The sequence below is a fragment of the Rhizobium sp. GW821-FHT14E12 genome (assembly GCF_058803745.1).
In genome coordinates this window covers 375,708-394,389 of the sequence record NZ_JBXAPH010000004.1, presented here as the reverse complement: position 1 = coordinate 394,389, position 18,682 = coordinate 375,708, and the positions used below count along the sequence as shown (strand labels likewise).

22 protein-coding genes are annotated in these 18,682 nt (G+C 60.9%); 7 read left to right on the top strand and 15 right to left on the bottom strand.

Annotated features, from left to right (window positions below):
- Positions 1-6 precede the first annotated feature (6 nt).
- Positions 7-1,347, bottom strand: coding sequence for a glutamine synthetase family protein (locus AC1RO0_RS18775; protein WP_498594328.1), 1,341 nt, complete (start codon positions 1,345-1,347; stop codon positions 7-9).
- Positions 1,348-1,429: 82 nt separating this feature from the next.
- Here AC1RO0_RS18775 and AC1RO0_RS18770 point away from each other — a divergent pair, with 82 nt between their 5' ends.
- Positions 1,430-2,797, top strand: a complete 1,368-nt coding sequence (locus tag AC1RO0_RS18770) for an aspartate aminotransferase family protein (protein ID WP_498594327.1) — start codon at positions 1,430-1,432, stop codon at positions 2,795-2,797.
- Here AC1RO0_RS18770 and AC1RO0_RS18765 read toward each other — a convergent pair whose 3' ends face one another.
- Genes AC1RO0_RS18765 through AC1RO0_RS18755 form a run of 3 tightly spaced genes read right to left on the bottom strand, consistent with a single transcriptional unit; the run spans position 2,798 to position 5,983 of the window.
- Entirely contained in the window at positions 2,798-3,418 is a 621-nt protein-coding gene (locus tag AC1RO0_RS18765) for an NUDIX hydrolase (protein ID WP_498594326.1), read from the bottom strand.
- 56 nt (positions 3,419-3,474) lie between these two features.
- Complete coding sequence (locus tag AC1RO0_RS18760; RefSeq protein WP_498594325.1) at positions 3,475-4,971, bottom strand: glycosyltransferase family 39 protein; 1,497 nt, start codon at positions 4,969-4,971, stop codon at positions 3,475-3,477.
- Positions 4,964-5,983 carry a glycosyltransferase family 2 protein gene (locus AC1RO0_RS18755; protein ID WP_498594324.1) on the bottom strand — a complete coding sequence of 340 codons (1,020 nt, stop codon included), beginning with the start codon at positions 5,981-5,983 and terminating at the stop codon, positions 4,964-4,966. Before AC1RO0_RS18755 ends, AC1RO0_RS18760 begins: the two co-directional genes overlap by 8 nt.
- A 93-nt stretch (positions 5,984-6,076) precedes the next feature.
- Between AC1RO0_RS18755 and AC1RO0_RS18750 the strand changes: the two genes are divergently transcribed.
- On the top strand, positions 6,077-7,036 hold the full coding sequence (locus tag AC1RO0_RS18750) for a lysylphosphatidylglycerol synthase domain-containing protein (protein ID WP_498594438.1): 960 nt from the start codon (positions 6,077-6,079) through the stop codon (positions 7,034-7,036).
- Positions 7,037-7,042: 6 nt separating this feature from the next.
- On the opposite strand, the gene AC1RO0_RS18745 is transcribed toward AC1RO0_RS18750, so the two are convergent.
- Genes AC1RO0_RS18745 through AC1RO0_RS18730 form a run of 4 tightly spaced genes read right to left on the bottom strand, consistent with a single transcriptional unit; the run spans position 7,043 to position 9,423 of the window.
- Positions 7,043-8,284, bottom strand: coding sequence for an RNA polymerase sigma factor (locus AC1RO0_RS18745; RefSeq protein WP_498594437.1), 1,242 nt, complete (start codon positions 8,282-8,284; stop codon positions 7,043-7,045).
- A gap of 10 nt (positions 8,285-8,294) precedes the next feature.
- Positions 8,295-8,672, bottom strand: a complete 378-nt coding sequence (locus AC1RO0_RS18740; RefSeq protein ID WP_498594323.1) for a YciI family protein — start codon at positions 8,670-8,672, stop codon at positions 8,295-8,297.
- Positions 8,673-8,690: 18 nt separating this feature from the next.
- Positions 8,691-9,053, bottom strand: coding sequence for a YciI family protein (locus AC1RO0_RS18735; protein ID WP_498594322.1), 363 nt, complete (start codon positions 9,051-9,053; stop codon positions 8,691-8,693).
- 10 nt (positions 9,054-9,063) lie between these two features.
- Positions 9,064-9,423, bottom strand: a complete 360-nt coding sequence (locus tag AC1RO0_RS18730; protein ID WP_498594321.1) for a YciI family protein — start codon at positions 9,421-9,423, stop codon at positions 9,064-9,066.
- Between the two features lie 155 nt (positions 9,424-9,578).
- On the opposite strand from AC1RO0_RS18730, the gene AC1RO0_RS18725 reads away from it, so the two are divergent.
- Positions 9,579-9,809, top strand: a complete 231-nt coding sequence (locus AC1RO0_RS18725; protein WP_498594320.1) for a hypothetical protein — start codon at positions 9,579-9,581, stop codon at positions 9,807-9,809.
- Positions 9,810-9,829: 20 nt separating this feature from the next.
- Here AC1RO0_RS18725 and AC1RO0_RS18720 read toward each other — a convergent pair whose 3' ends face one another.
- The 4 genes from AC1RO0_RS18720 to AC1RO0_RS18705 form a co-directional block, all read right to left on the bottom strand.
- Entirely contained in the window at positions 9,830-11,332 is a 1,503-nt protein-coding gene (locus tag AC1RO0_RS18720) for an AMP nucleosidase (protein ID WP_498594319.1), read from the bottom strand.
- 123 nt (positions 11,333-11,455) lie between these two features.
- The gene (locus tag AC1RO0_RS18715; RefSeq protein ID WP_007693156.1) at positions 11,456-11,632 is read right to left on the bottom strand and encodes a hypothetical protein; all 177 of its coding nucleotides are present in this window, start codon (positions 11,630-11,632) and stop codon (positions 11,456-11,458) included.
- 140 nt (positions 11,633-11,772) lie between these two features.
- Positions 11,773-12,156 carry a VOC family protein gene (locus AC1RO0_RS18710; RefSeq protein WP_498594436.1) on the bottom strand — a complete coding sequence of 128 codons (384 nt, stop codon included), beginning with the start codon at positions 12,154-12,156 and terminating at the stop codon, positions 11,773-11,775.
- A 93-nt stretch (positions 12,157-12,249) separates the two neighbouring features.
- Positions 12,250-12,588: a DUF2147 domain-containing protein gene (locus AC1RO0_RS18705; RefSeq protein WP_498594317.1), complete on the bottom strand. Its 339-nt coding sequence runs from the start codon at positions 12,586-12,588 to the stop codon at positions 12,250-12,252.
- A 459-nt stretch (positions 12,589-13,047) separates the two neighbouring features.
- Here AC1RO0_RS18705 and AC1RO0_RS18700 point away from each other — a divergent pair, with 459 nt between their 5' ends.
- A complete protein-coding gene (locus tag AC1RO0_RS18700) occupies positions 13,048-13,311 on the top strand; it encodes a sel1 repeat family protein (RefSeq protein ID WP_007693152.1) in 264 nt (87 codons plus the stop codon).
- A 139-nt stretch (positions 13,312-13,450) separates the two neighbouring features.
- Here the strand turns inward: AC1RO0_RS18700 and AC1RO0_RS18695 are convergent, their stop codons facing one another.
- Together AC1RO0_RS18695 and AC1RO0_RS18690 are read right to left on the bottom strand one after the other, a co-directional pair.
- A complete protein-coding gene (locus AC1RO0_RS18695; protein WP_498594316.1) occupies positions 13,451-14,563 on the bottom strand; it encodes a pyridoxal phosphate-dependent aminotransferase in 1,113 nt (370 codons plus the stop codon).
- Positions 14,564-14,647: 84 nt separating this feature from the next.
- Positions 14,648-15,049, bottom strand: a complete 402-nt coding sequence (locus AC1RO0_RS18690) for a PilZ domain-containing protein (protein WP_034519021.1) — start codon at positions 15,047-15,049, stop codon at positions 14,648-14,650.
- Between the two features lie 226 nt (positions 15,050-15,275).
- Between AC1RO0_RS18690 and AC1RO0_RS18685 the strand changes: the two genes are divergently transcribed.
- From AC1RO0_RS18685 to AC1RO0_RS18675, 3 genes are all read left to right on the top strand, one after another.
- On the top strand, positions 15,276-15,722 hold the full coding sequence (locus AC1RO0_RS18685; protein ID WP_498594315.1) for a baeRF12 domain-containing protein: 447 nt from the start codon (positions 15,276-15,278) through the stop codon (positions 15,720-15,722).
- A 226-nt stretch (positions 15,723-15,948) separates the two neighbouring features.
- The gene (locus AC1RO0_RS18680; protein ID WP_498594314.1) at positions 15,949-16,386 is read left to right on the top strand and encodes a glyoxalase superfamily protein; all 438 of its coding nucleotides are present in this window, start codon (positions 15,949-15,951) and stop codon (positions 16,384-16,386) included.
- A gap of 66 nt (positions 16,387-16,452) precedes the next feature.
- Entirely contained in the window at positions 16,453-17,820 is a 1,368-nt protein-coding gene (locus AC1RO0_RS18675) for an MATE family efflux transporter (RefSeq protein ID WP_498594313.1), read from the top strand.
- 51 nt (positions 17,821-17,871) lie between these two features.
- Here the strand turns inward: AC1RO0_RS18675 and iolB are convergent, their stop codons facing one another.
- Positions 17,872-18,669 carry a 5-deoxy-glucuronate isomerase gene (gene iolB, locus AC1RO0_RS18670; RefSeq protein WP_498594312.1) on the bottom strand — a complete coding sequence of 266 codons (798 nt, stop codon included), beginning with the start codon at positions 18,667-18,669 and terminating at the stop codon, positions 17,872-17,874.
- Positions 18,670-18,682: the final 13 nt, after the last annotated feature.

Here is an 18,682-nt window from a genome sequence, read left to right as displayed (position 1 = left end):
AGTTCTTCAGAGACGCGGCAGATAGGTCCGATAATCGAAATCGGATACGGTGCGTAGGTGGCGGATCGCTTCCTTGTGCTTCGTGTCGCCATAGAGCTTCTGATACCGCTCTCCGAAAATATCGGTGATAAAGGCAGAGGCGCTGAAGCGCTCCACGGCGGTGAGAAAATCATGCGTCAGCCGCGGCGCGTCGGCCGGCACATGGCTCGGCGTCGTCTCCTCGCCGGGATCGAGATCGCTCTCCAATCCAAGCAGCATGCCGCCGAGGATCGCCGCCAGCATGAGGTAAGGGTTGGCATCGGCACCGGCGACGCGGTGTTCGATTCGGGCGCCCGGTCCATCCTTCTCGGGGATGCGTATGGCGGTTCCGCGATGGCCGTAGCCCCAGGTGAGGTCCACGGGCGCGAAGGAGTCCGGCTGGAAGCGGCGATAGGAATTGGCATAGGGCGCAAAGACCAGCTGCGCATCCAGCAGCGTTTGCAGCAGGCCGGCAGAGATCGATTTCAGTTTCACCGGCTCGCCGCCCGCCGCGTCGAGAATATTGCGGCCCTTGCTGTCGATGATGCTGGCATGCACATGCAGGCCGGAGCCGGCATGGTCGGTATAGGGTTTCGCCATGCAGGTCGATTTCAGGCCGTGTTTGCGCGCCGCTTGTTCGGCCACACGCTTCAGGAGGATGCAGTCGTCGGCGGCAGCCAGCGCATCCGGTCGATGCAGCAGATTGACTTCGAATTGGCCGGGACCGAACTCCGCCGTCGTCGCATCGGCCGGCAGGTTCTGTGCCTTGGCATAGGCGCGTAGGGTCTCAAGATAGTCGCCGAGCAGGTCGACGGCATCCATGTCGTAAAGCTGGTACCCGTTCGGCTCGCCGCGATACATCAGCGCCGGCGGTGGCGAGGGGATGTCGCGCTCGCGCCAGTCGCCGGCGAGCAGATAGAATTCCAGTTCGGTCGCGACCACCGGTGTCAGTCCGAGCGCCTTGTAGCGTTCGAGGACGGAGCTGAGGATCGCGCGCGGGTCCTGGAAGCTCGGGCTGCCATCAAGCTCATGCATGGTGGCCAGCACCTGCTTCGATCCAGGAGGCGCCCAGGGCATGTCGGCAAGCGTGCGCGGATCGACGACGCAGGTGCCATCGGGGTCGCCGATGGTCATCGACAGGCCGGTGATCTCGTCATTGTCATAGCCCCAGATATCAAGCGATTGCGTTGAAGTCGGCAGGCGGACTGCGCCGCTCAAGACCTTCTTTTCGGCTTCGATGGGGATTTGCTTGCCGCGAAGGCGGCCATTCATGTCGGCGATCAGCACTTCGATGCGTGCTAGTCCCTTGGTCGCGTTGTCAGCCGCCATGCCCTTGTCATTCCCCGATGCTCACGTCATGGTCGTAAACGATCGAAGCCAGCCTTTCAATCCGATAGGGATTCTGCAAACGATGCCCGACACTTCCAGCCGCTCCAATCTCGCCGCCATCGACGCCGCTCATCATCTCCATCCCTTCGCGGACATGAAGAAGTTGAACGCCGATGGCGCGCGGATCATCCAACGCGGCCAAGGCGTCTATATCTTCGACAGCAACGGCAATAAATATCTCGATGGCTTTGCCGGTCTCTGGTGCGTCAATATCGGCTACGGGCGGACGGAAATTGCCGATGCCGCCATTCGGCAGATGAACGAGCTGCCCTATTACAACACCTTCTTCGGCACGACGACGACGCCCGCGACGCTGCTGTCGCAGAAAGTCTGCACCCATGCCGGGCCTCATTTCAACCATGTCTTTTTCACCAATTCCGGCTCGGAGGCCAACGACACCTGGTTCCGCATGGCGCGCGTCTACTGGAGCGCTGTGGGCAAGCCGACGAAGAAGACGGTCATTGCCCGCAGGAACGGCTATCACGGCTCGACCGTCGCCGGCGCCAGCATGGGCGGCATGAAATACATGCACGAGCAGGGCGACCTGCCGATCCCCGGCGTCGTCCATATCGGGCAGCCCTATTGGTACGGCGAAGGTGGCGATCTCTCGCCGGAGGAGTTCGGCCTCAAGGTTGCCCGCGAGCTGGAAGAGAAGATCGACGAGCTGGGCGAGGACAATGTCGCCGCCTTTATCGCCGAGCCGGTGCAGGGGGCAGGCGGCGTCATCATTCCGCCCGCTACCTATTGGCCGGAGATCGCCCGCATCTGCAAGGCAAGGAACATTCTTCTCGTCTGCGACGAGGTCATCTGCGGTTTCGGCCGGCTAGGCTCCTGGTTCGGCTATCAGCATTTCGGTGTCGAGCCCGATCTCGCGCCCATCGCCAAGGGCCTGTCGTCGGGTTATCTGCCGATCGGCGGCGTGCTGGTCAGTGATCGCATCGCCGATGTGCTGATCAACGATGTCGGCGAGTTCAACCACGGCTTTACCTATTCGGGCCATCCGGTCTGCGCCGCCGCCGCATTGGAGAATCTCCGGATCATCGAGGATGAGCGGCTGATCGAGCGTGTCCGCGACGAGATCGGCCCTTATTTCGCAAAGGTCTGGGGCAGTCTCGCCGACCATGAGATGGTGGGCGAAGCCGTCAGCATCGGGTTGATGGGTGCGCTACAGCTCGCCGCCGACAAATCCACCCGCCGCCGCTTCGAAAAGCCGGATGCCATCGGCTCGGCCGTGCGCAACCACGCCTTGACCAACGGCCTCGTCCTGCGGGCCACCGCCGACCGCATGCTGGCCTCGCCACCGCTGATCATCAGCCACGACCAGGTGGACGAAATGGTCCGCATCACCCGGCTGGCGCTTGATGCCGTCTGGGCGGAGGCGAGAGCCTAGTCAGCTCTTGTTCGCCGGGGATGGCGCATCCCATTTGCCCGCCTTGTGTAGGGCCAGCGTCAGTGCCGCGACGTGGATGACCTGGATCATCTTGCCCTCGAGCGCCAGCCCGATGGCCTGCCGGATCGGTATGCGGATGAGGCGAATGCGTTCGGTCGGATCGTCCGCCGGCTTCGCGGTAAGTTCGACATTGCGGGCAAGTACGATATGGCAAAGGTTGGTGTGGGTAGCGGGGTTGGCTGCAAGGCTGCCGACATATTCCCATTCGGGAGCAGAGAGCCCGGTCTCTTCCCTTAATTCTCGCGCCGCCGCCTCGACCGGGCTGGCATCGATCGCGTCGACCGCGCCACCCGGCAGTTCCAATGCGACGACACCCAGACCGTGACGATATTGCTGGACTAGGTAGATATTGTCCTCGGCATCAAGCGCCACCACTTCCACCCAGTCTGGATATTCCAGCACGTAATAGGGCGCAATCTCCGTCCCCTCCGCCGTGACGCAGGTGTCGGCTCGGACTTTCAGCCAACGGTCGTGCAGCAGATGGGTGGAGCTTTTGACCTGCCATGGCGGAAGATCGGCAGGCTCAGGCAGCGTGTTCTCAGGCGTATCGGTCGGGTTCATCAGCGGTTCCGGCGTTGAAATCGAGCAGCAGTCCCCGCGGATCGGATGGTCAGCGGTTATTTCGGATAGACCCAGGCATAGGCGAAGGACATCATATCACCGGGTTTGCCGCTCATATACTGGACATCCGCGCGCTTGACCTCCGGCGCGGCATATTGCGGACCGAGCGTGTCATGCAGCCAGTTTGTCAATGGCGCCGGCATTCCCGCGCCGTCGCTTCTCGGCTGCCAGACAATGAGGATCGGGCGGTCTGTGGTCCATTCGTAATTTGCCTTCAGATTTCCGAAGAAGAGCGACATGGTCGGCACATCGGGTAGCTGCAAATGCAGATTGCCGGCCGGTAACCAGTTGTCCGTCAGCATCAGCCCCGGCTTCTTGCCTTCCGTCTCGACGACCTGGCGAACGAAGGTGGGGTAGGGGCTGTTGTAGTGTTCATAGGAGCCGAAGAGCAGCGGAAAGGTGGCGCAAACCCAAAGCAGCACCGGGACGAACACCATCATGGCCAGAGGGACAAAGAAGAAGCGTTTGCCGAAATCCGCCGCCTTGACGCCAGCCACGTCCATCTTCAGGCAGGCATAGATCGGTAGCAGGAACAGAAAGGGCATCAGCCAACGGTCTCGCAGCGCCGTCATGCCGATGGCGACGATCAGGATCAGCACCAGCGCGGCGATCACGACAAACAGGACTTCAAAAAAACGCGTCCATTCGTTCGATTGCCGTAAGCTCCCGAAGAAGCTCTTCCCGAAGACGAGCGAATAGACGAGAAGCGTCGGCGTGACGATGACGATGACCAGCTTCGCGAATTCCAGCGGTCCTTTCAGTAGCTTGGTAAAGGCGCCTTTGGGTGCATTCTGCCCCATGATCCCCAAGGTGCGTCCGGAGGCGATGTCGAGATTGTGGACCAGCCAGAGCCCGTGCGGCAGGAAAATCAGAGCCGAGATCAGCAAGGTCAGCAGGAAACGTTTGTCGAAGATGCGGGCGCGGCCTTGCGGATGCATCAGGACCGCGACGGTGGCGGCAGCGGCTAACAGCGCGAAATTGTATTTCGACAGCATGCCGATGCCGAGTGCTACGCCGGTGAGCACATAAGAGCCTGTGCTGGGTACCTTCAGCGTGCGGATCGCACCATAGAGGAAGAGATTGATGGCCAGGAGCTGCGTCACCGTATGCGTCAGGTCGCGTTGCGCCTCCCAGAAGAGCTGCGGCATCGTCAGCAGCGACAGGGTGGCGATCGCCGCGAAGACCTTGTCCGACAGCACTTCCTTGGCAAGCTTGTAATAGCTGAGGTAGACCAGGAACAGGACGACATTCTTGACGATGGAGATCGTCGTCAGCGACAGGCCGAAGATGGCGACGACCAGCGCCTGCACCCAATTATAAAGCGGCGGTTGGGAATCGTAACCGAGCGTCAGCCATTGCGAGAACAGTGCCTGCTGCGACTCGTCGTAGCGCATGCCATGCGGCATGGCGAGCCGCACGACGAACTCGAGAAGGAAGTAACCGGCAAGCAAGAGGAGGATAGCATCTGGCCGGCGGACCAGAAGTCTATGCATCCAAATCGTTCCGATCGAATATCTTGCGGACGATATAATTCGGGGACAGATCGTCGCGATAATAGATGCGCGCGATCATTTCCGAGAGAATCCCCGTCGTGATCATCTGCACCGACGACAACAGCAGCACGATGCCGACCAATAGCAGCGGCCTGTTGCCGATATCGTCGCCGAAGATGAACTTGTCGATGAAGAGCCAGAACAGCACTATTGCGGAGAGCGCTCCGAGGCCGAGGCCGAGAGAGCCGAAGAAGTGGCCAGGCCGTGCCTTGTAGCGCATGAAGAACATCACCGACAGCAGGTCGAGGATGACGCGGAACGTGCGCGAGATCCCGTATTTCGATGTGCCGTGCTGGCGCGCGTGATGCGTGACGGCGACTTCGCCGATGCGTGAGCTCGGTACGACACCGGCGACCCAGGCCGGAATGAAGCGGTGCATCTCGCCCATCAGCTTCACCTGCTTGATGATCGTGGCGCGGTAGATTTTCAGGCTGCAACCATAGTCGTGCAGCTTCACACCGGTAATGCGGCCGATGAGATAATTGGCGCACCAGGAGGGGATCTTGCGCAGGAGAAGCCCGTCCTGACGGTTCTTGCGCCAGCCGACGAGGAGGTCCAGTTGACGACGTTCCAGCTCCTCGACCATCGAGGGGATATCCTTCGGGTCGTTCTGCAGGTCGCCGTCCATGGTGGCGATCAGCCGGCCGGTGGCGGCGTCGATGCCGGCCTGCATGGCGGCGGTCTGGCCAAAATTGCGTTGAAGCTCGACGATGCGCAGCGTCAGTCCCTCGCGTCCGAGCGAGCGGCGCGCATTGGCGAGCGTGGCGTCCGTGCTGCCGTCGTCGATCAGGATCAGTTCCCAGGGCTTGGTGAAATCCACCATCGCGGAACAGATGCGCTCGATGAGCGGTCCGACGCTTTCTTCCTCGTTAAAGACGGGCACAACCAGCGAAAGCTCAAGGGCGCTTGCCGTGTCGGCCAGGGAGAGGATCGACTCTGCCGTTGTCTGCAACTGTTCTTTCTCCTAAAAGACCGGCAGAACCTGCCGGACGGAGCGAGCGACATGTCCGGCGTCTGCCTCCGCTCGCGTTGGGTGCTCTACTACATGAAGACTCCGATGGTTGCCAGCCGACAGAGCTGGTTTATTCGCAACCGCATGACGTTGCTCACGCTTGTCGTCGTACTCGCCTATGCCGCCTTCATCGAGTGGTTCTGGGGCTGGAGCGCGATCCTGGCGCAATGGGGCAAGGTCGGCGTCCTGCCCATCCTGCTGGCACTGGCGCTTTTGACCGGCACCTATTTCCTGCGCACCTGGCGCATCTACGATTATTTCCCGAAGGAGACCGGCGGTCATTTCGCCGCACTCTTCCGTGTGACGCAGGTCCATAATCTTCTCAACATCATGTTGCCCTTCCGCACCGGTGAGACCAGCTTCCCCGTGCTGATGCGCTCGGAATTCGGCATCCCGCTGGCGCGTAGCACCTCGGCGCTGTTCGTCATGCGGCTGTTCGACCTGCATGCGTTGCTGGCCGCGGCCGGCATCGGCCTTGCTCTTGCCTCTCCCTATCCGGCACTTGCCTGGATAGTCTGGGTTGCCTTCCTGCTGCTGCCGGTCGCCGGCTTTGCCTTGCGCCGACCGCTGATCCGTTTTGCTGCTAAGGTATTGCCAAAGAAGGCGCAGGGACTGGTGCATGAGCTGGAACGCGGCCTGCCCTCCAACGCCGGCGCCTTTGCCCGCGCATGGCTGACGACGGTGGTTAACTGGCTGGTGAAGGTCGCCGTGCTCGCCTGGGCGCTCGGCCTGATGAATGTCACGCCGCTCTCGGCCAGCTTCGGTGGCGCGCTCGGCGGCGAACTGTCGTCCGTGCTGCCGGTGCATGCGCCCGGCGGCGTCGGCACCTATCCGGCCGGCATCACCGCCGGTGCCATGGCCTTCGGCGCCTCGGGCGCGAAAACGGCTATCGATAATCTCGCACAGGCCAGCATCAACGCCCATCTGCTGATCGTCGTGTCGGCTTTGACGGGAACGGCCCTCGGCCTGCTCGCCTCCAGGAAGCGGGCCTGATCGGGTCTATCGCTCGGTTTTGCGGGCAAGTTCGGCCAAGCGTTTGCGCAGGAATGCCTGCTCAGGTGCCTGGTGGCAAAACGAGAGCGCGGTTTCGTAAGCCTGCCGTGCTTCGTCGTCGCGGTTGAGCTGGCGCAGGAAATCGGCTCTTGCCGCGTGGGCGAGGTGATATCTAGCCAGCCGATCCTCGCCAAGGAGGTCGTCAACGATCCGCAGTCCTGCGGCTGGCCCATCGCACATCGAAACGGCGACGGCCCGGTTGAGCTCGACCACCGGTGATGGATGCGCCACCAGCAACAGATCGTAAAGCGCCACGATCCCTCGCCAGTCGGTCTGGTCCGTGGTTGCCGCGCGCGCATGCTCGGCGGCAATTGCCGCCTGCAGCGCATAGCTGCCGACGCTTTCGTCCGCCATTGCCTCGGCCGCAAAGGCCAGCCCCTCGCGGATCTTCGCGTCATCCCAGAGCGCACGGTCCTGATCGGCAAGCAGAATGAGGTCTCCGGAGGCGCTTGCCCGCGCCAGCCGCCGCGAATCCTGCAGCAGCATCATTGCCAGCAGGCCGGCCACCTCCGGATCAGGCAGGAGCGTCAGCAGCAGACGGCCGAGACGAATAGCCTCGGCGGCAAGGTCGGCGCGGATGATCGCCGCGCCGGAGGAAGCGGAATAGCCTTCGTTAAAGACGAGATAGATGACGTGCAGCACCTGCGCCAGTCGTTCCGGCAGCTCCGTCTTTGCCGGGACTTCATAGGGAATATGGGCGGTGCGGATGCGGTTCTTGGCGCGGACGATGCGTTGCGCGACGGTTGGTGCCGGAACCAGAAAGGCGTGGGCGATCTCTTCCGTCGTCAGGCCGCAGACCTCCCGCAGCGCCATCGCCATCTGCGCTTCGGCGGGAATGAGCGGATGGCAGCAGGTGAAGATCAGCCGCAGCATATCGTCTTCGATCTCCTGGCTCTCGGCGACCTCCATCATCTCGCCCTCCGGATAGAGGCTGTCAGCGATATCGGCTGTGGAGGCGTCGAAACGCGTACGCCGCCGGATGTGGTCTATCGCCCGGAAACGGCCGGCCGAGACCAGCCACGCATAGGGGTTGGCCGGGATCGTCTCTTCCGTCCATTGTTGGGCCGCCGCCGCGAAGGCATCGTGCAGTGCCTCTTCCGCCCGGTCGAAATCGCCCAACAGACGGATCAGCGTCGCCAGCACGCGGCGTGACTGACTGCGGTAGATATCGTCGATGGTTGCGTTCAGGGACACGGCGTCAGCGTTCCTCCGCAAGGTCTCCCCGCAGGGTCAGGATACGCACCGGGCGAATTTCTATGGCACCATAACGTGCCGAGGGAATGTGTTTGGCGATATCGGTCGCGCGATCCAGATCGGGCGCCTCAATGAGGTAGAAACCGGCCAGATGTTCCTTCGTCTCCACGAATGGCCCATCCGTCACCGAAAACCTGTCGCCATGTGGCCGGATGACGATCGATTTGTTTCGGAGTTCCAGCGCATCCGAAACGATGAGGCTGCCGTCCTGCCGCAGGCCCTCATCATAGACGAAATGCTCGCCGATCAGATGGTTCATCTCGCTTTGCGTCAGCCTTCCGTCGACGTCGACGGATGTGTAGATCAGGCATAGAAATCGCATCACTCTCTCCCTTGGCGCCTATTCATCCGGAAACCGGATGTCGAAGGCTGCGCGGACTTCGATCATGCCATATCGGGCGACGGGGAAGGTAGCGGCGATACGCGTTGCTTCCTCCATGTCCTTCGCCTCGATGAGTACAAAGCCGCCGAGATGTTCCTTGATCTCGGCGAAGGGACCGTCGGTGACCGTGGTCTCGCCCTTGCGCACCCGCACGGTTCTGGCGGTCTCTGGCTCGCGCAAGGCATTGGCGACGATCAGATGCCCGCTGTCGCGCAACCGGTTGTCGCTATCGATGGACTCCAGCGTCAGCCGCCGTCCTTCCTCCTCGGTAATGGTCGCGATTTCGGCGGTGTCGAACCAGACCTGGCAGAGAAATTTCATCATCGTCTCCTCAGAGTTCGGGACCGAAGGAATGGATCGGCCGCACTTCGATCGCGCCGAGCTTTGCGAGCGGTATGCCCGCCGCGACGCGGATAGCGTCGTTCAGGTCCTTGGCGTCGATCAGGATGAAGCCGCCAAGATATTCCTTGGTCTCGATGAAGGGGCCATCCGTCACCGAGGTCTCGCCGTTGCGCACCCGCACGGTCACCGCCGAACTTGGCGATTGCAGCGCCTCGGCATGGATCATGTGCCCGCTTGCCATCAGATCCCGGTCGTAACCGAGCGAATCCGAATCGAGCCTGTGCTTTTCCTCTTTCGTCATGGCATCGAGCCTCGTGCCGTCGAACCAGACCTGACACAGATATTTCATCGCAGCCGTCTCCTCTTCCATTTGCTGACAGCCATAGACGAGCGAGCCACGCGCAAATCGACATCCCCTCAGGCAGCATGACAAAAAAATTGACCGCTGTCGAAAAGGGCTGGGTCCGGTCGACAAGGTCCGTCTTCAACAAAGGAGAGACGGACATGTATAATCTGGAAGCGGCACTGCTAAGTCAGTGGAGAGAGAAGGCCCTGTCGGAGAAGGAGTTGTTGGAGATCGGCGATCTCCGTAAGGACATTCTTCGCACGGCAATCGGCTTCGGCGCCTTTGCCGTACTGATCCTCTGCCTCAGCTGGGCAGCGGAGCCCACGACCGATCATCCGCAAGTGGCTGCGGTCGGTTACACATCGCTGATGTCTGAAGTAAAGGAATAAGGGGCAAAGTGCCCCTTATCTTACTGAAAGGCCGTCTCGAAGAAGCTGCGCAGCTTGCGCGAATGCAGCTTTTCCGGTGGCATTTCGGCCAGTTTCTGGATGGCGCGGATGCCGATCTGCAGGTGCTGGTTCACCTGGGTGCGGTAGAAGGCGGTCGCCATGCCCGGCAGCTTCAGCTCGCCGTGCAGCGGCTTGTCAGAAACGCAGAGCAACGTGCCGTAGGGGACGCGGAAACGGAAGCCGTTGGCGGCGATGGTTGCCGACTCCATGTCTAGCGCCACGGCGCGGGCCTGCGACAGGCGCTTGACCGGGCCAGCCTGATCGCGCAGTTCCCAGTTGCGGTTGTCGATCGTGCCGACCGTGCCGGTACGCATGATGCGCTTCAGCTCGAAGCCTTCGAAACCGGTGATTTCGGCAACGGCTGCTTCCAGCGCGACCTGCACTTCGGCCAATGCCGGGATCGGCACCCAAACCGGCAGGTCGTCGTCGAGAACGTGATCCTCACGCATATAGGCATGCGCCAGCACATAGTCGCCAAGCCGCTGGCTGTTGCGCAGGCCGGCGCAGTGGCCGAGCATCAGCCAGGCATGCGGGCGCAGCACCGCGACATGGTCGGTGATCGTCTTGGCGTTGGACGGGCCGACACCGATATTGACCAGGGTGATGCCGGCATGGCCCTTCTTTTTCAGATGGTAGGCCGGCATTTGCGGCAGCCGTGGCGGGGTCGTATCGCCTTCCGGCTGGCTGGAGCCGGCCGGCGTGGTGATGTTGCCCGGCTCGACGAAGGCGGTATAGCCGTCGCCGCCCTTGGCCATCAGGTCGCGCGCCCAGTTGCAGAATTCGTCGACATAGAACTGATAGTTCGTGAACAGTACGAAGTTCTGGAAATGCTTCGCACTGGTCGCCGTATAGTGGGACAGGCGGGCGAGCGAATAGTCGATGCGCTGCGCGGTAAAAGGTGCCAGCGGCGAGGGCTCGCCCGGCGGCGGGATATATTCGCCGTTGGCGATTTCATCGTCCGTGGTGTTCAGGTCCGGCGTGTCGAAGAGGTCGCGCAGCGGAATATCGGCGAAGCCGGCGGCGGATGCTTCCACATAGGCACCTTCGCCGAAGGCGAAATGCAAGGGGATCGGCGTCGTCGATTCCGACACCACCACCGGCACATTATGGCTGCGCATCAAGAGCGCGAGCTGTTCCTTCAGATAGTGCTTGAAGAGCTGCGGGCGGGTGATGGTGGTGGTGTAGACGCCGGGCGCCGTGACGTGGCCGTAGGAAAGGCGCGAATCGACATGGCCGAAGCTGGTCGTCTCGATGCTGACCTGAGGGTAGAAGGCGCGATAGCGCGCCGTGATCGGCTCACCGTTGGCGAGCTTGGTAAAATTATCGATCAGGAAGTCGGTGTTGCGATCGTAAAGCTCGGTCAGAGCCTCGACCGCCTTGCCGGGATCGGTAAAGCTCCGCGGCTGAAACGGGCTCGGGGAGGAGATTTCGAGGGGCGAAAAGGGAGAGATTCGGTTGCTCATGCGCTATTATATAGTGGCATCTTTAACAAGCAAACGACGTTGCAAGGCACGGTCTGGGATTTTCGCAGCTATTTTTATGCCGTTGCGCGGTTCAGTTCCTGAAAAACGGCCAGAGGTCCCCGACTATTGCACCGTGGTGCAATAGGGGGCTCCCGTCTGCAGGCAAGTGAAGCTTGCACCGAAATGCGATTGCGCGCCGCTGCGACCGGTATGTTCGACCGCCATCGAAAACGTGAACGCAAAGACGGCGGCAAACAGCATGATAACTGCGAAACGCCATGCCATGATGATCGTATTCATATTCCTGGACCTACCCATGCCCTATACTGGACACTGTTTTGCCATGGTCAGGCTGAACGGGTGCTGAGATACCGGTTCATCCGGCGTTCAGGAAGATGACTACGAAAACGCGCCACGCCAGTCCGGCGACAGCGCTTTGATCACGCCTGCGTGGAAGGCTCATTGAGCATGGCTTCGATGTTGTAGCCATCCGGATCAAGAACAAAGCAGGCGTAATAACTTGGCGTATATTCCGGTCGCGGGCCGGGTGCGCCATTGTCCGCGGCTCCCGCCTCAAGAGCAGCACTATAAAATGCCTCGACTTCCGCCTTGCTTTTGACCCGGAAGGCGACGTGCAGATGTGTCAGTGGTGGCTTGCTGTCTGTTTGCTGAATCTCGAACAGACTGCCCTCGCCAACATCGAAAGCCCAGAATACGCCCTCCTTTCCAAAGGAGAGGCGATATCCCAAGGGTGCGAGCGCTCCTTCATAGAAGAGCTTGCTCTTCTCCAGATCGCTGACGGCAATTGTTATGTGATCAATCACGTTGCGCGTATCCTTGAAGATGCCGAACATTGTAAACGAGAGCACCGGGCGAGGGCGTTATCGCCCTCGCTGAGCCTTGTCGATCAAGAGAGGCTAAAGCCTCGTCCAGGTCTGCGATTTGCAGAAGACCTTCAGGACGCAGCCCTGCATCTTCAGAGCGTTGCCTTTTACGGAGCCGGAGCCGGCATAGGTCTTGTCGGCGGCAGGGTCGGTGATCTCGCCGGTATAGGTGCCGCCTGTGCCATGCATCTTGCCGATCTGTCGGCCGGCATATTTGCCGCTTTTCAGCGTCACGCAATATTCACCGCCGCAGGATGTGATGGCGGCGGTATCGCCCGCCTCGGTCTTCCAATTACCGACGATCTGCTCGTCGGCAAAAGCGGTGCCTGCGCTGAAAACCAGCGCAACGGCAATGATGGTCGTGCGGATCATATCTTTCCTCCCCGAAAGTTTCCCGTTCCCATAGCCGGGATCGTGGTGAAATTATCTGACGCGAACGTAAAGGTAAATATAGTTTTCAATCGCAATTTTCCTGTTTGTCAGCCCTGTTCGTCACGCCGGAAAATGGCAAGTCTTGTTTTGCCAGCTCTTTTCATGGTGAATGAAGGGTTTAAATCCAGATCTTAACAATGGGTAAAACTCGCTCAAAAGTCCTTAATTTGCAAGGGAAGCGATGTTTAACAAAATCCCAAATTTACCAAGCATTTGTACTTTGTTTGCATCGAATTAAGCATGCATTTTAGCCGTTTTTTGAAAGCCGTCTGCGATAGTGAAGCCATCAAACGAGCGGGGCAAACCCGCCGGCCGGAAGGACCATCAAGCCGCGATAGACGGCAAGGTCCGGACGGAAAACAGGGCAGACGCAACGAGACTGAAACAGGGATAAAACCGATGGCACGCTTCGAAATTCCGATGTCTGAAATGGCCATGATGGGTGGCAACAGCGCCGATGCCCTTTGCGAACTGGGCGTCAATTATGCAACCGGCAGGGGCTGCAAGGCAGACCCGGTTGCCGCCCATAAATGGTTGAATATCGCCGCCATCAAGGGCAGCGACCGCGCCGCCGAGCTTCGCGCCGACGTCGCCGCCACGCTGACCAAGATGCAGCTCGCCGCAGCGCTCCGCGCCGCCCGCGAATGGATGACCATGCACTGAAGCGTGCCACAAAGAATACGACAATAATAACCTCAAAAGAGGGGCGACCGGTAGCGGGCGGAGAAGCGCGCTGCCACCAACAGGGAGACCGCGACCGGCCGGACACAAGGCCGGCGCGGTTTTTTTGTTGTTCAGGCTTTTAGCCGATCGCCTTCAGCACCTTCGGCAGGGCTTCCGCCAGAAGATCGAGATCTTGGCTGGGGCCGACGCTGATGCGGATGCAGCGGTTGAGCGGCGCCACGCCCGGCATGCGGATGAAGACGCCGTGCTCGATCAGCCCGTCGACGATGGCGCGAGCATAGGTCCCGTCGCGGCCGCAATCGACGGCGACGAAATTGGTGGCGGAGGCCAGCGGCGAGAGCCCGTTGTCGCGGGCGATCATGCCGATTTGCTCGCGGGCAGCGCGAATCTTGCCGACGACTTCAGTGAGATAGGCCTGGTCCTTCAGTGCGGCGAGCGCTGCTGCCGTTGCCAGCCGGTTCATGCCGAAGTGATTGCGGATCTTGTCGAAGGCCAACACCGTTTCCGGTACGCCGATGGCATAGCCGACACGGGCGCCGGCAAGGCCGTAGGCCTTGGAGAAGGTGCGGGTACGCAGCACGTTCGGCAGATCGATCAGCGCTGAGATGTCGGGCAAGGAGTTGGCGGGACCGGTTTCGCTATAGGCTTCGTCGAGGATGAGCAGGCAGCTTTCCGGCAGGGCGCGGGCGAAGGCGACGATCCTATCGGCATCCCACCAGCTTCCCATCGGATTGTCGGGGTTGGCGAAGTAGACGAGCGGCGCATTTTCGCGGGCGACCGCGTCCAGCAGCCCATCCAGATCCTCGCGATCGTTGACATAGGGCACCGTCACCAGTCGCCCGCCGAAGCCGACGACATGAAAATTGAAGGTCGGATAGCCGCCGAGCGAGGTGACGACGGGTGTCCCCGGCTCGATCACCATGCGGGCGATCAGGCCGAGCAGGCTGTCGATGCCTTCGCCGACGGCGATGTTCGCCGGCTTGACGCCGAGATGCGCGGCCAGCGCCTCCTTCAGCGCGAAATTTTCAGGATCGTTGTATTTCCAGATGTCACCGGCATTCTCGCGCATCGCTTCGATGACGGAGGGAGCGGGGCCGAAGCCGTTTTCATTGGCGCCGATACGCGCCTGAACGGTCAGCCCGCGCTGACGCTCGAGGGCTTCCGGGCCGACGAAGGGCACCGTGGAGGGAAGGGCGCTGATCAGCGGGATGAAGCGCGAAAAGGCGGACATTCTGGCTGGTTTTCCCGAATTCTGTTGCAAGGCGCAGCACAATAGGCGCTTGGCGGGCGGTTGCAAGAGTGGAAAAACGTGCCGCTAGGCGCGCGCAATTCGCTTGCCGCGCGCGGCCAGCGCTTCGGTGTTGCCGATCATGAAATCGGCGCGCACAACACGTCTCAACGTTTCCGGCTCCAGCAGATTGATGAAGCGGACGTAGATGCGGTTATCGATCCGGCTGACCTCGGCGCAGGCGATGCGGTAGGCGAGACCGAGGATGTTGAGGTAGTAATGCGCCGGCAGCCCGACGGTCGTGCCGACAAAGAAACTGGCGCCACCCCGCGAGATATCGACGATCTCGGCACTGCGCACGGAGATGCCGGTCAGGCAGGGGCGTACGGCGATGAGACGCGCTGGACGCTGAACGTGGAACCGTTCCCAGCTGCGTTCGTAGACTTCGGATTTGACTTTCGCCAGATGCGTTGAGCGAAGCATTGTCATTCCCCGTTGGAGGCGGCCCGAATTCATCTCGGTACAGCATGAACCTTGCACGGAGGTTTTGCATAAGCGTCAATCGTGCCCGTCGAATTTTAACGAATCGACGCTTTCGCAGCCGATTGGGCTAACGCGCTTATCGAATATGTCGATTTTTGAACCCTTCGGGCCATGAGGCGTTCCCTCCCATCGGCGATTCTAGCCGTGGCATGAAAGCATGAGGACAGAGATAATGGTCGATATCAGGATTGCAGGCGGGGCATGGGTCGTCATTTGCGACGGCGCCAAGGCATTGTTTCTGGAGAATATGAGCAGCGATCTGAAGCTGGATTTGAAAACGCGCGAAATCCTGGAGCAGCCGCATACGCCGGATCGGGAACTCGGCACGGGTAAGCCGGGGCGCAGCCATAAGGCCGCAGGTATCGGAGGCAGCGCTGTGGAGGAAACGACATGGCAAAATCATGCGGAAGAGGAGTTCCTGAAGGGCGTGGCGGCGAAGATCGATTTGCTTGTGCAGAGCAAGGGCATCAAGAGCATGATCCTCGTGGCGCCGCCCCATGCGCTCGGTGTCCTGCGGCCTCGGCTGGGGGCGCACTCACAGACAGCCATCGTCGCCGAACTTGCCAAGGACCTGACGAATTTCCCGGTTGATCATATCGAGCGCTATCTGGCCGCCTGAGCGGGATGGAAGGCGTGAGCCGCGTTCACATTCCGGCGCCTTGTCTTGACAGGGGCTTCGGCTTCGACCATACGAAGGACGGTTCGAGGCGCCGGCCGCTCGCGGATGAAAATCCAAGGTGAAGCCCTCGCGAATATGGTCACAGCCATTTGAAGGCGTGCTGACTGACGGTAATGCGAGCCCCGATCCGCAGTCGTAAAAGCATGCCTTAGCAAAGGCTGATACCGTGACGACGATTTATCCGTCCATCGATGAACTGAAGGTACAAGCCAGGCGTCTGCGCCAGGCCATGGCTGAGCGCGGCAACGATATTGCCCATAGCGTCGCGCTAGAGCTGGTTGCCAAGCAACATGGCTTGCGCGACTGGAATACGCTGTCGGCGCTCGCCGCGAAACCGAATGCCGCGCCACGCGTGCCGTTTGCGGTCGGCGCTGCCGTTCGTGGCCGCTATCTAAACCAGCCCTTCACCGGCAAGGTTCTGGCCCTTTCGGAGCAAGCGGGTGGGCTCCACAAGATCACCATCCATTTCGACGAACCGGTGGATGTTGTGACCTTCGAGAGCTTTTCGGCGTTTCGCCGGCGGATCAACGCCCAGATCGACGCCGACGGCATTTCGCCGCGCAAGACGTCGGACGGCGTGCCGCATTTGTTACTCGACATCTGACAATCCTCTTTTTATCGATGGATCGCCGCCGCCAAGGGTGGCGCGCGATGCCGCGTGGATATTGCCATGATCAAGCATTCCGAAAACAATATCTTCCTGACAGGCTGGCTACCCGGCGTCTTTGCCCGCACAGCCGCACCGATCGTCATGATCACCACCATCAGCGGCTTGTTTTCCGTCGTCGACGCCTATTTCCTCGGCATCTATGTCGGCGCCGCGGCGCTGTCTGCGGTAAGCCTGATCTTTCCCGCGCTCATGCTGCTGATCGCCCTGCAAGCCCTGGTCTCGAACGGCATGGCAAGCATTTTGGCGCGCCGCCTGGGGGCGGGGGATCGCGTGGGAGCGGGAAAAGTCTTTACCGGAGCCCATGCGCTTGCCCTCGCGGTGGTGATCCTGGTCAATGCCGTCTATTGGACCGTCGGCCGGCATGTCATCGCCGCGAGCGCGGCCGGCGACGCCGCGGTTGCCGCCAATGCCAATGCCTTCATGGGGGTCATGGTCGGTTTCGCGCCGGTCAGTTTCCTATTGTCGCTGCACATTGACGCGCTGCGTTGCGAAGGCAAGATCGGTTTCATGACGCTGGTGACCCTTGCCTCGACACTGCTCAATATCGTCGCCAATTGGCTGCTGATCGCAGTTGCACATTGGGGTGTCATCGGGTCGGCCGCCGGTTCGATCGCAGCGCAGTTCATCTGCCTGATGATCGTTCTTGTCTATCGCTGGCGTCATCCCGTCGCGCTCAGGCCCACAAGGACGGTCGCGGTCTCGGAATGGCGTGGAATCATCGTCTTCGGAGCACCGATGAGCCTCGGCTTCATAGGCATATCGCTGAGCTCGGCGGCAATCCTGTTCAACCTGTCGATTTGGCATGAACGCGATTATGTCGCGACGGTCGCCGCCTACGGGATCATCACCCGGATATTGACCTTTGCCTATCTGCCGCTGCTCGGCCTCAGCATCACGCTGCAAACCGTGTCCGGCCACAATCACGGCGCGGCGCTTCCGGCCCGTGTCGGCCGCAGCCTGCAGATCGCGATGGTCTCCGCGCTGATCTATTGCGCGACGGTGGAGCTGGTTGTCGAATTGCTGGCCCGGCATCTCGGGAGCGTCTTCGTCGGCGATGCCGTCATTGTCGGGGAAGTGGGACGGATCTTGCCCTGGACGATCGGCGCTTACTTCCTCTATGGGCAGATGATGATGCTCTCGTCCTATTTCCAGTCGATCGGCGATGCGAAGCGGGGGGCGATCTTCGGCCTGTCGAGACCCTATCTGTTCACGCTGCCGCTGACATTCCTGCTTCCCTTCATCTTCGGCGAGCGCGGGATCTGGATGGTGCCGGTCTTTGCGGAGGCGGGGATGTTCGCGCTTGCCTGGCTGGTCCTGTCGCGCAACGCACGGGATCGTGGCTGGCGATACGGATTGTTGCCGGCATGAAGCGGAAAAGGCCGCGCTATCGAGGTGCGGCCTTTTCAATATCCAGGGAGGCTAAGCCTTGACCAGCCACTCATGCTCCGGCGCATTGTAGAATTTCCAGATGCGCTTCGGACCGGCCATGACGTTGAGATAATAGAGATCGTAGCCGTGGCAGGCGGCGCAGGGGTGATATCCCTTCGGCACCAGCGTCACGTCGCCGTCTTCTAACGCCATGACTTCATCCAGCGACCGGTCGTCCGTATAGACGCGCTGGAAGGCAAAGCCCTGCGGCGGGTTGAGGCGATGATAGTAGGTCTCCTCGAGGAAGCTCTCGTTCGGGAGATTGTCCTGGTCGTGCTTGTGCGGCGGGTAGGAGGAGGTGTGGCCGCCCGGCGTGATCACTTCGACGACCAGCAAGGAATGCGCCGCGCCATCGTCTTCCGGCATGATGTTGTTGACGTGGCGGACATTGGTACCCTTGCCGCGTGTCACAGGCGGATGCGAACCCGGTGGAATAGCGCGGGTCTCATAGGAGCCGCCGCCCGGAGCCGAGCAGACGGCAAGTTCCAGCTCGGTTTCCGCGGTCACCGACCAGCTTGAACCGGCTGGAATATAGAGCGCGTGGGGCGCGCCCTCAAAGGGGCTCATGCGGCCGCCGAGCAGGCCGAAATCTTTGGCGCCTGCCTTGGCGCTTCCCTTGCCGCTGACCCAGACGAGGCAGACCTCGCGATCGCCGGTTTCGGCCGAAACCGTTTCGCCCGGCTTCAGCCGGTGAAGGTCAAAGCCGACATAGGTCCAGCCGGCGCTTTCGGGCGTGACATGGGTGACGCGACCATGGGAGCCATCAGGTTTGACCTTGAGATTTGGCATGGACGTTCTTCCT

What these genes read in the sequence shown, in the direction of transcription:
- AC1RO0_RS18770 (WP_498594327.1), top strand. Translation starts at nt 1,430, where the DNA reads ATGCCCGACACTTCCAGCCGCTCCAATCTCGCCGCCATCGACGCCGCT.
- AC1RO0_RS18765 (WP_498594326.1), bottom strand. Translation starts at nt 3,418, where the DNA reads ATGAACCCGACCGATACGCCTGAGAACACGCTGCCTGAGCCTGCCGAT.
- AC1RO0_RS18725 (WP_498594320.1), top strand. Translation starts at nt 9,579, where the DNA reads ATGTATAATCTGGAAGCGGCACTGCTAAGTCAGTGGAGAGAGAAGGCC.
- AC1RO0_RS18690 (WP_034519021.1), bottom strand. Translation starts at nt 15,049, where the DNA reads ATGACAATGCTTCGCTCAACGCATCTGGCGAAAGTCAAATCCGAAGTC.
- AC1RO0_RS18705 (WP_498594317.1), bottom strand. Translation starts at nt 12,588, where the DNA reads ATGATCCGCACGACCATCATTGCCGTTGCGCTGGTTTTCAGCGCAGGC.
- AC1RO0_RS18740 (WP_498594323.1), bottom strand. Translation starts at nt 8,672, where the DNA reads ATGCGATTTCTATGCCTGATCTACACATCCGTCGACGTCGACGGAAGG.
- AC1RO0_RS18760 (WP_498594325.1), bottom strand. Translation starts at nt 4,971, where the DNA reads ATGCATAGACTTCTGGTCCGCCGGCCAGATGCTATCCTCCTCTTGCTT.
- iolB (WP_498594312.1), bottom strand. Translation starts at nt 18,669, where the DNA reads ATGCCAAATCTCAAGGTCAAACCTGATGGCTCCCATGGTCGCGTCACC.
- AC1RO0_RS18730 (WP_498594321.1), bottom strand. Translation starts at nt 9,423, where the DNA reads ATGAAATATCTGTGTCAGGTCTGGTTCGACGGCACGAGGCTCGATGCC.
- AC1RO0_RS18675 (WP_498594313.1), top strand. Translation starts at nt 16,453, where the DNA reads ATGATCAAGCATTCCGAAAACAATATCTTCCTGACAGGCTGGCTACCC.
- AC1RO0_RS18720 (WP_498594319.1), bottom strand. Translation starts at nt 11,332, where the DNA reads ATGAGCAACCGAATCTCTCCCTTTTCGCCCCTCGAAATCTCCTCCCCG.
- AC1RO0_RS18700 (WP_007693152.1), top strand. Translation starts at nt 13,048, where the DNA reads ATGGCACGCTTCGAAATTCCGATGTCTGAAATGGCCATGATGGGTGGC.
- AC1RO0_RS18735 (WP_498594322.1), bottom strand. Translation starts at nt 9,053, where the DNA reads ATGAAATTTCTCTGCCAGGTCTGGTTCGACACCGCCGAAATCGCGACC.
- AC1RO0_RS18715 (WP_007693156.1), bottom strand. Translation starts at nt 11,632, where the DNA reads ATGAATACGATCATCATGGCATGGCGTTTCGCAGTTATCATGCTGTTT.
- AC1RO0_RS18750 (WP_498594438.1), top strand. Translation starts at nt 6,077, where the DNA reads ATGAAGACTCCGATGGTTGCCAGCCGACAGAGCTGGTTTATTCGCAAC.
- AC1RO0_RS18685 (WP_498594315.1), top strand. Translation starts at nt 15,276, where the DNA reads ATGGTCGATATCAGGATTGCAGGCGGGGCATGGGTCGTCATTTGCGAC.
- AC1RO0_RS18695 (WP_498594316.1), bottom strand. Translation starts at nt 14,563, where the DNA reads ATGTCCGCCTTTTCGCGCTTCATCCCGCTGATCAGCGCCCTTCCCTCC.
- AC1RO0_RS18775 (WP_498594328.1), bottom strand. Translation starts at nt 1,347, where the DNA reads ATGGCGGCTGACAACGCGACCAAGGGACTAGCACGCATCGAAGTGCTG.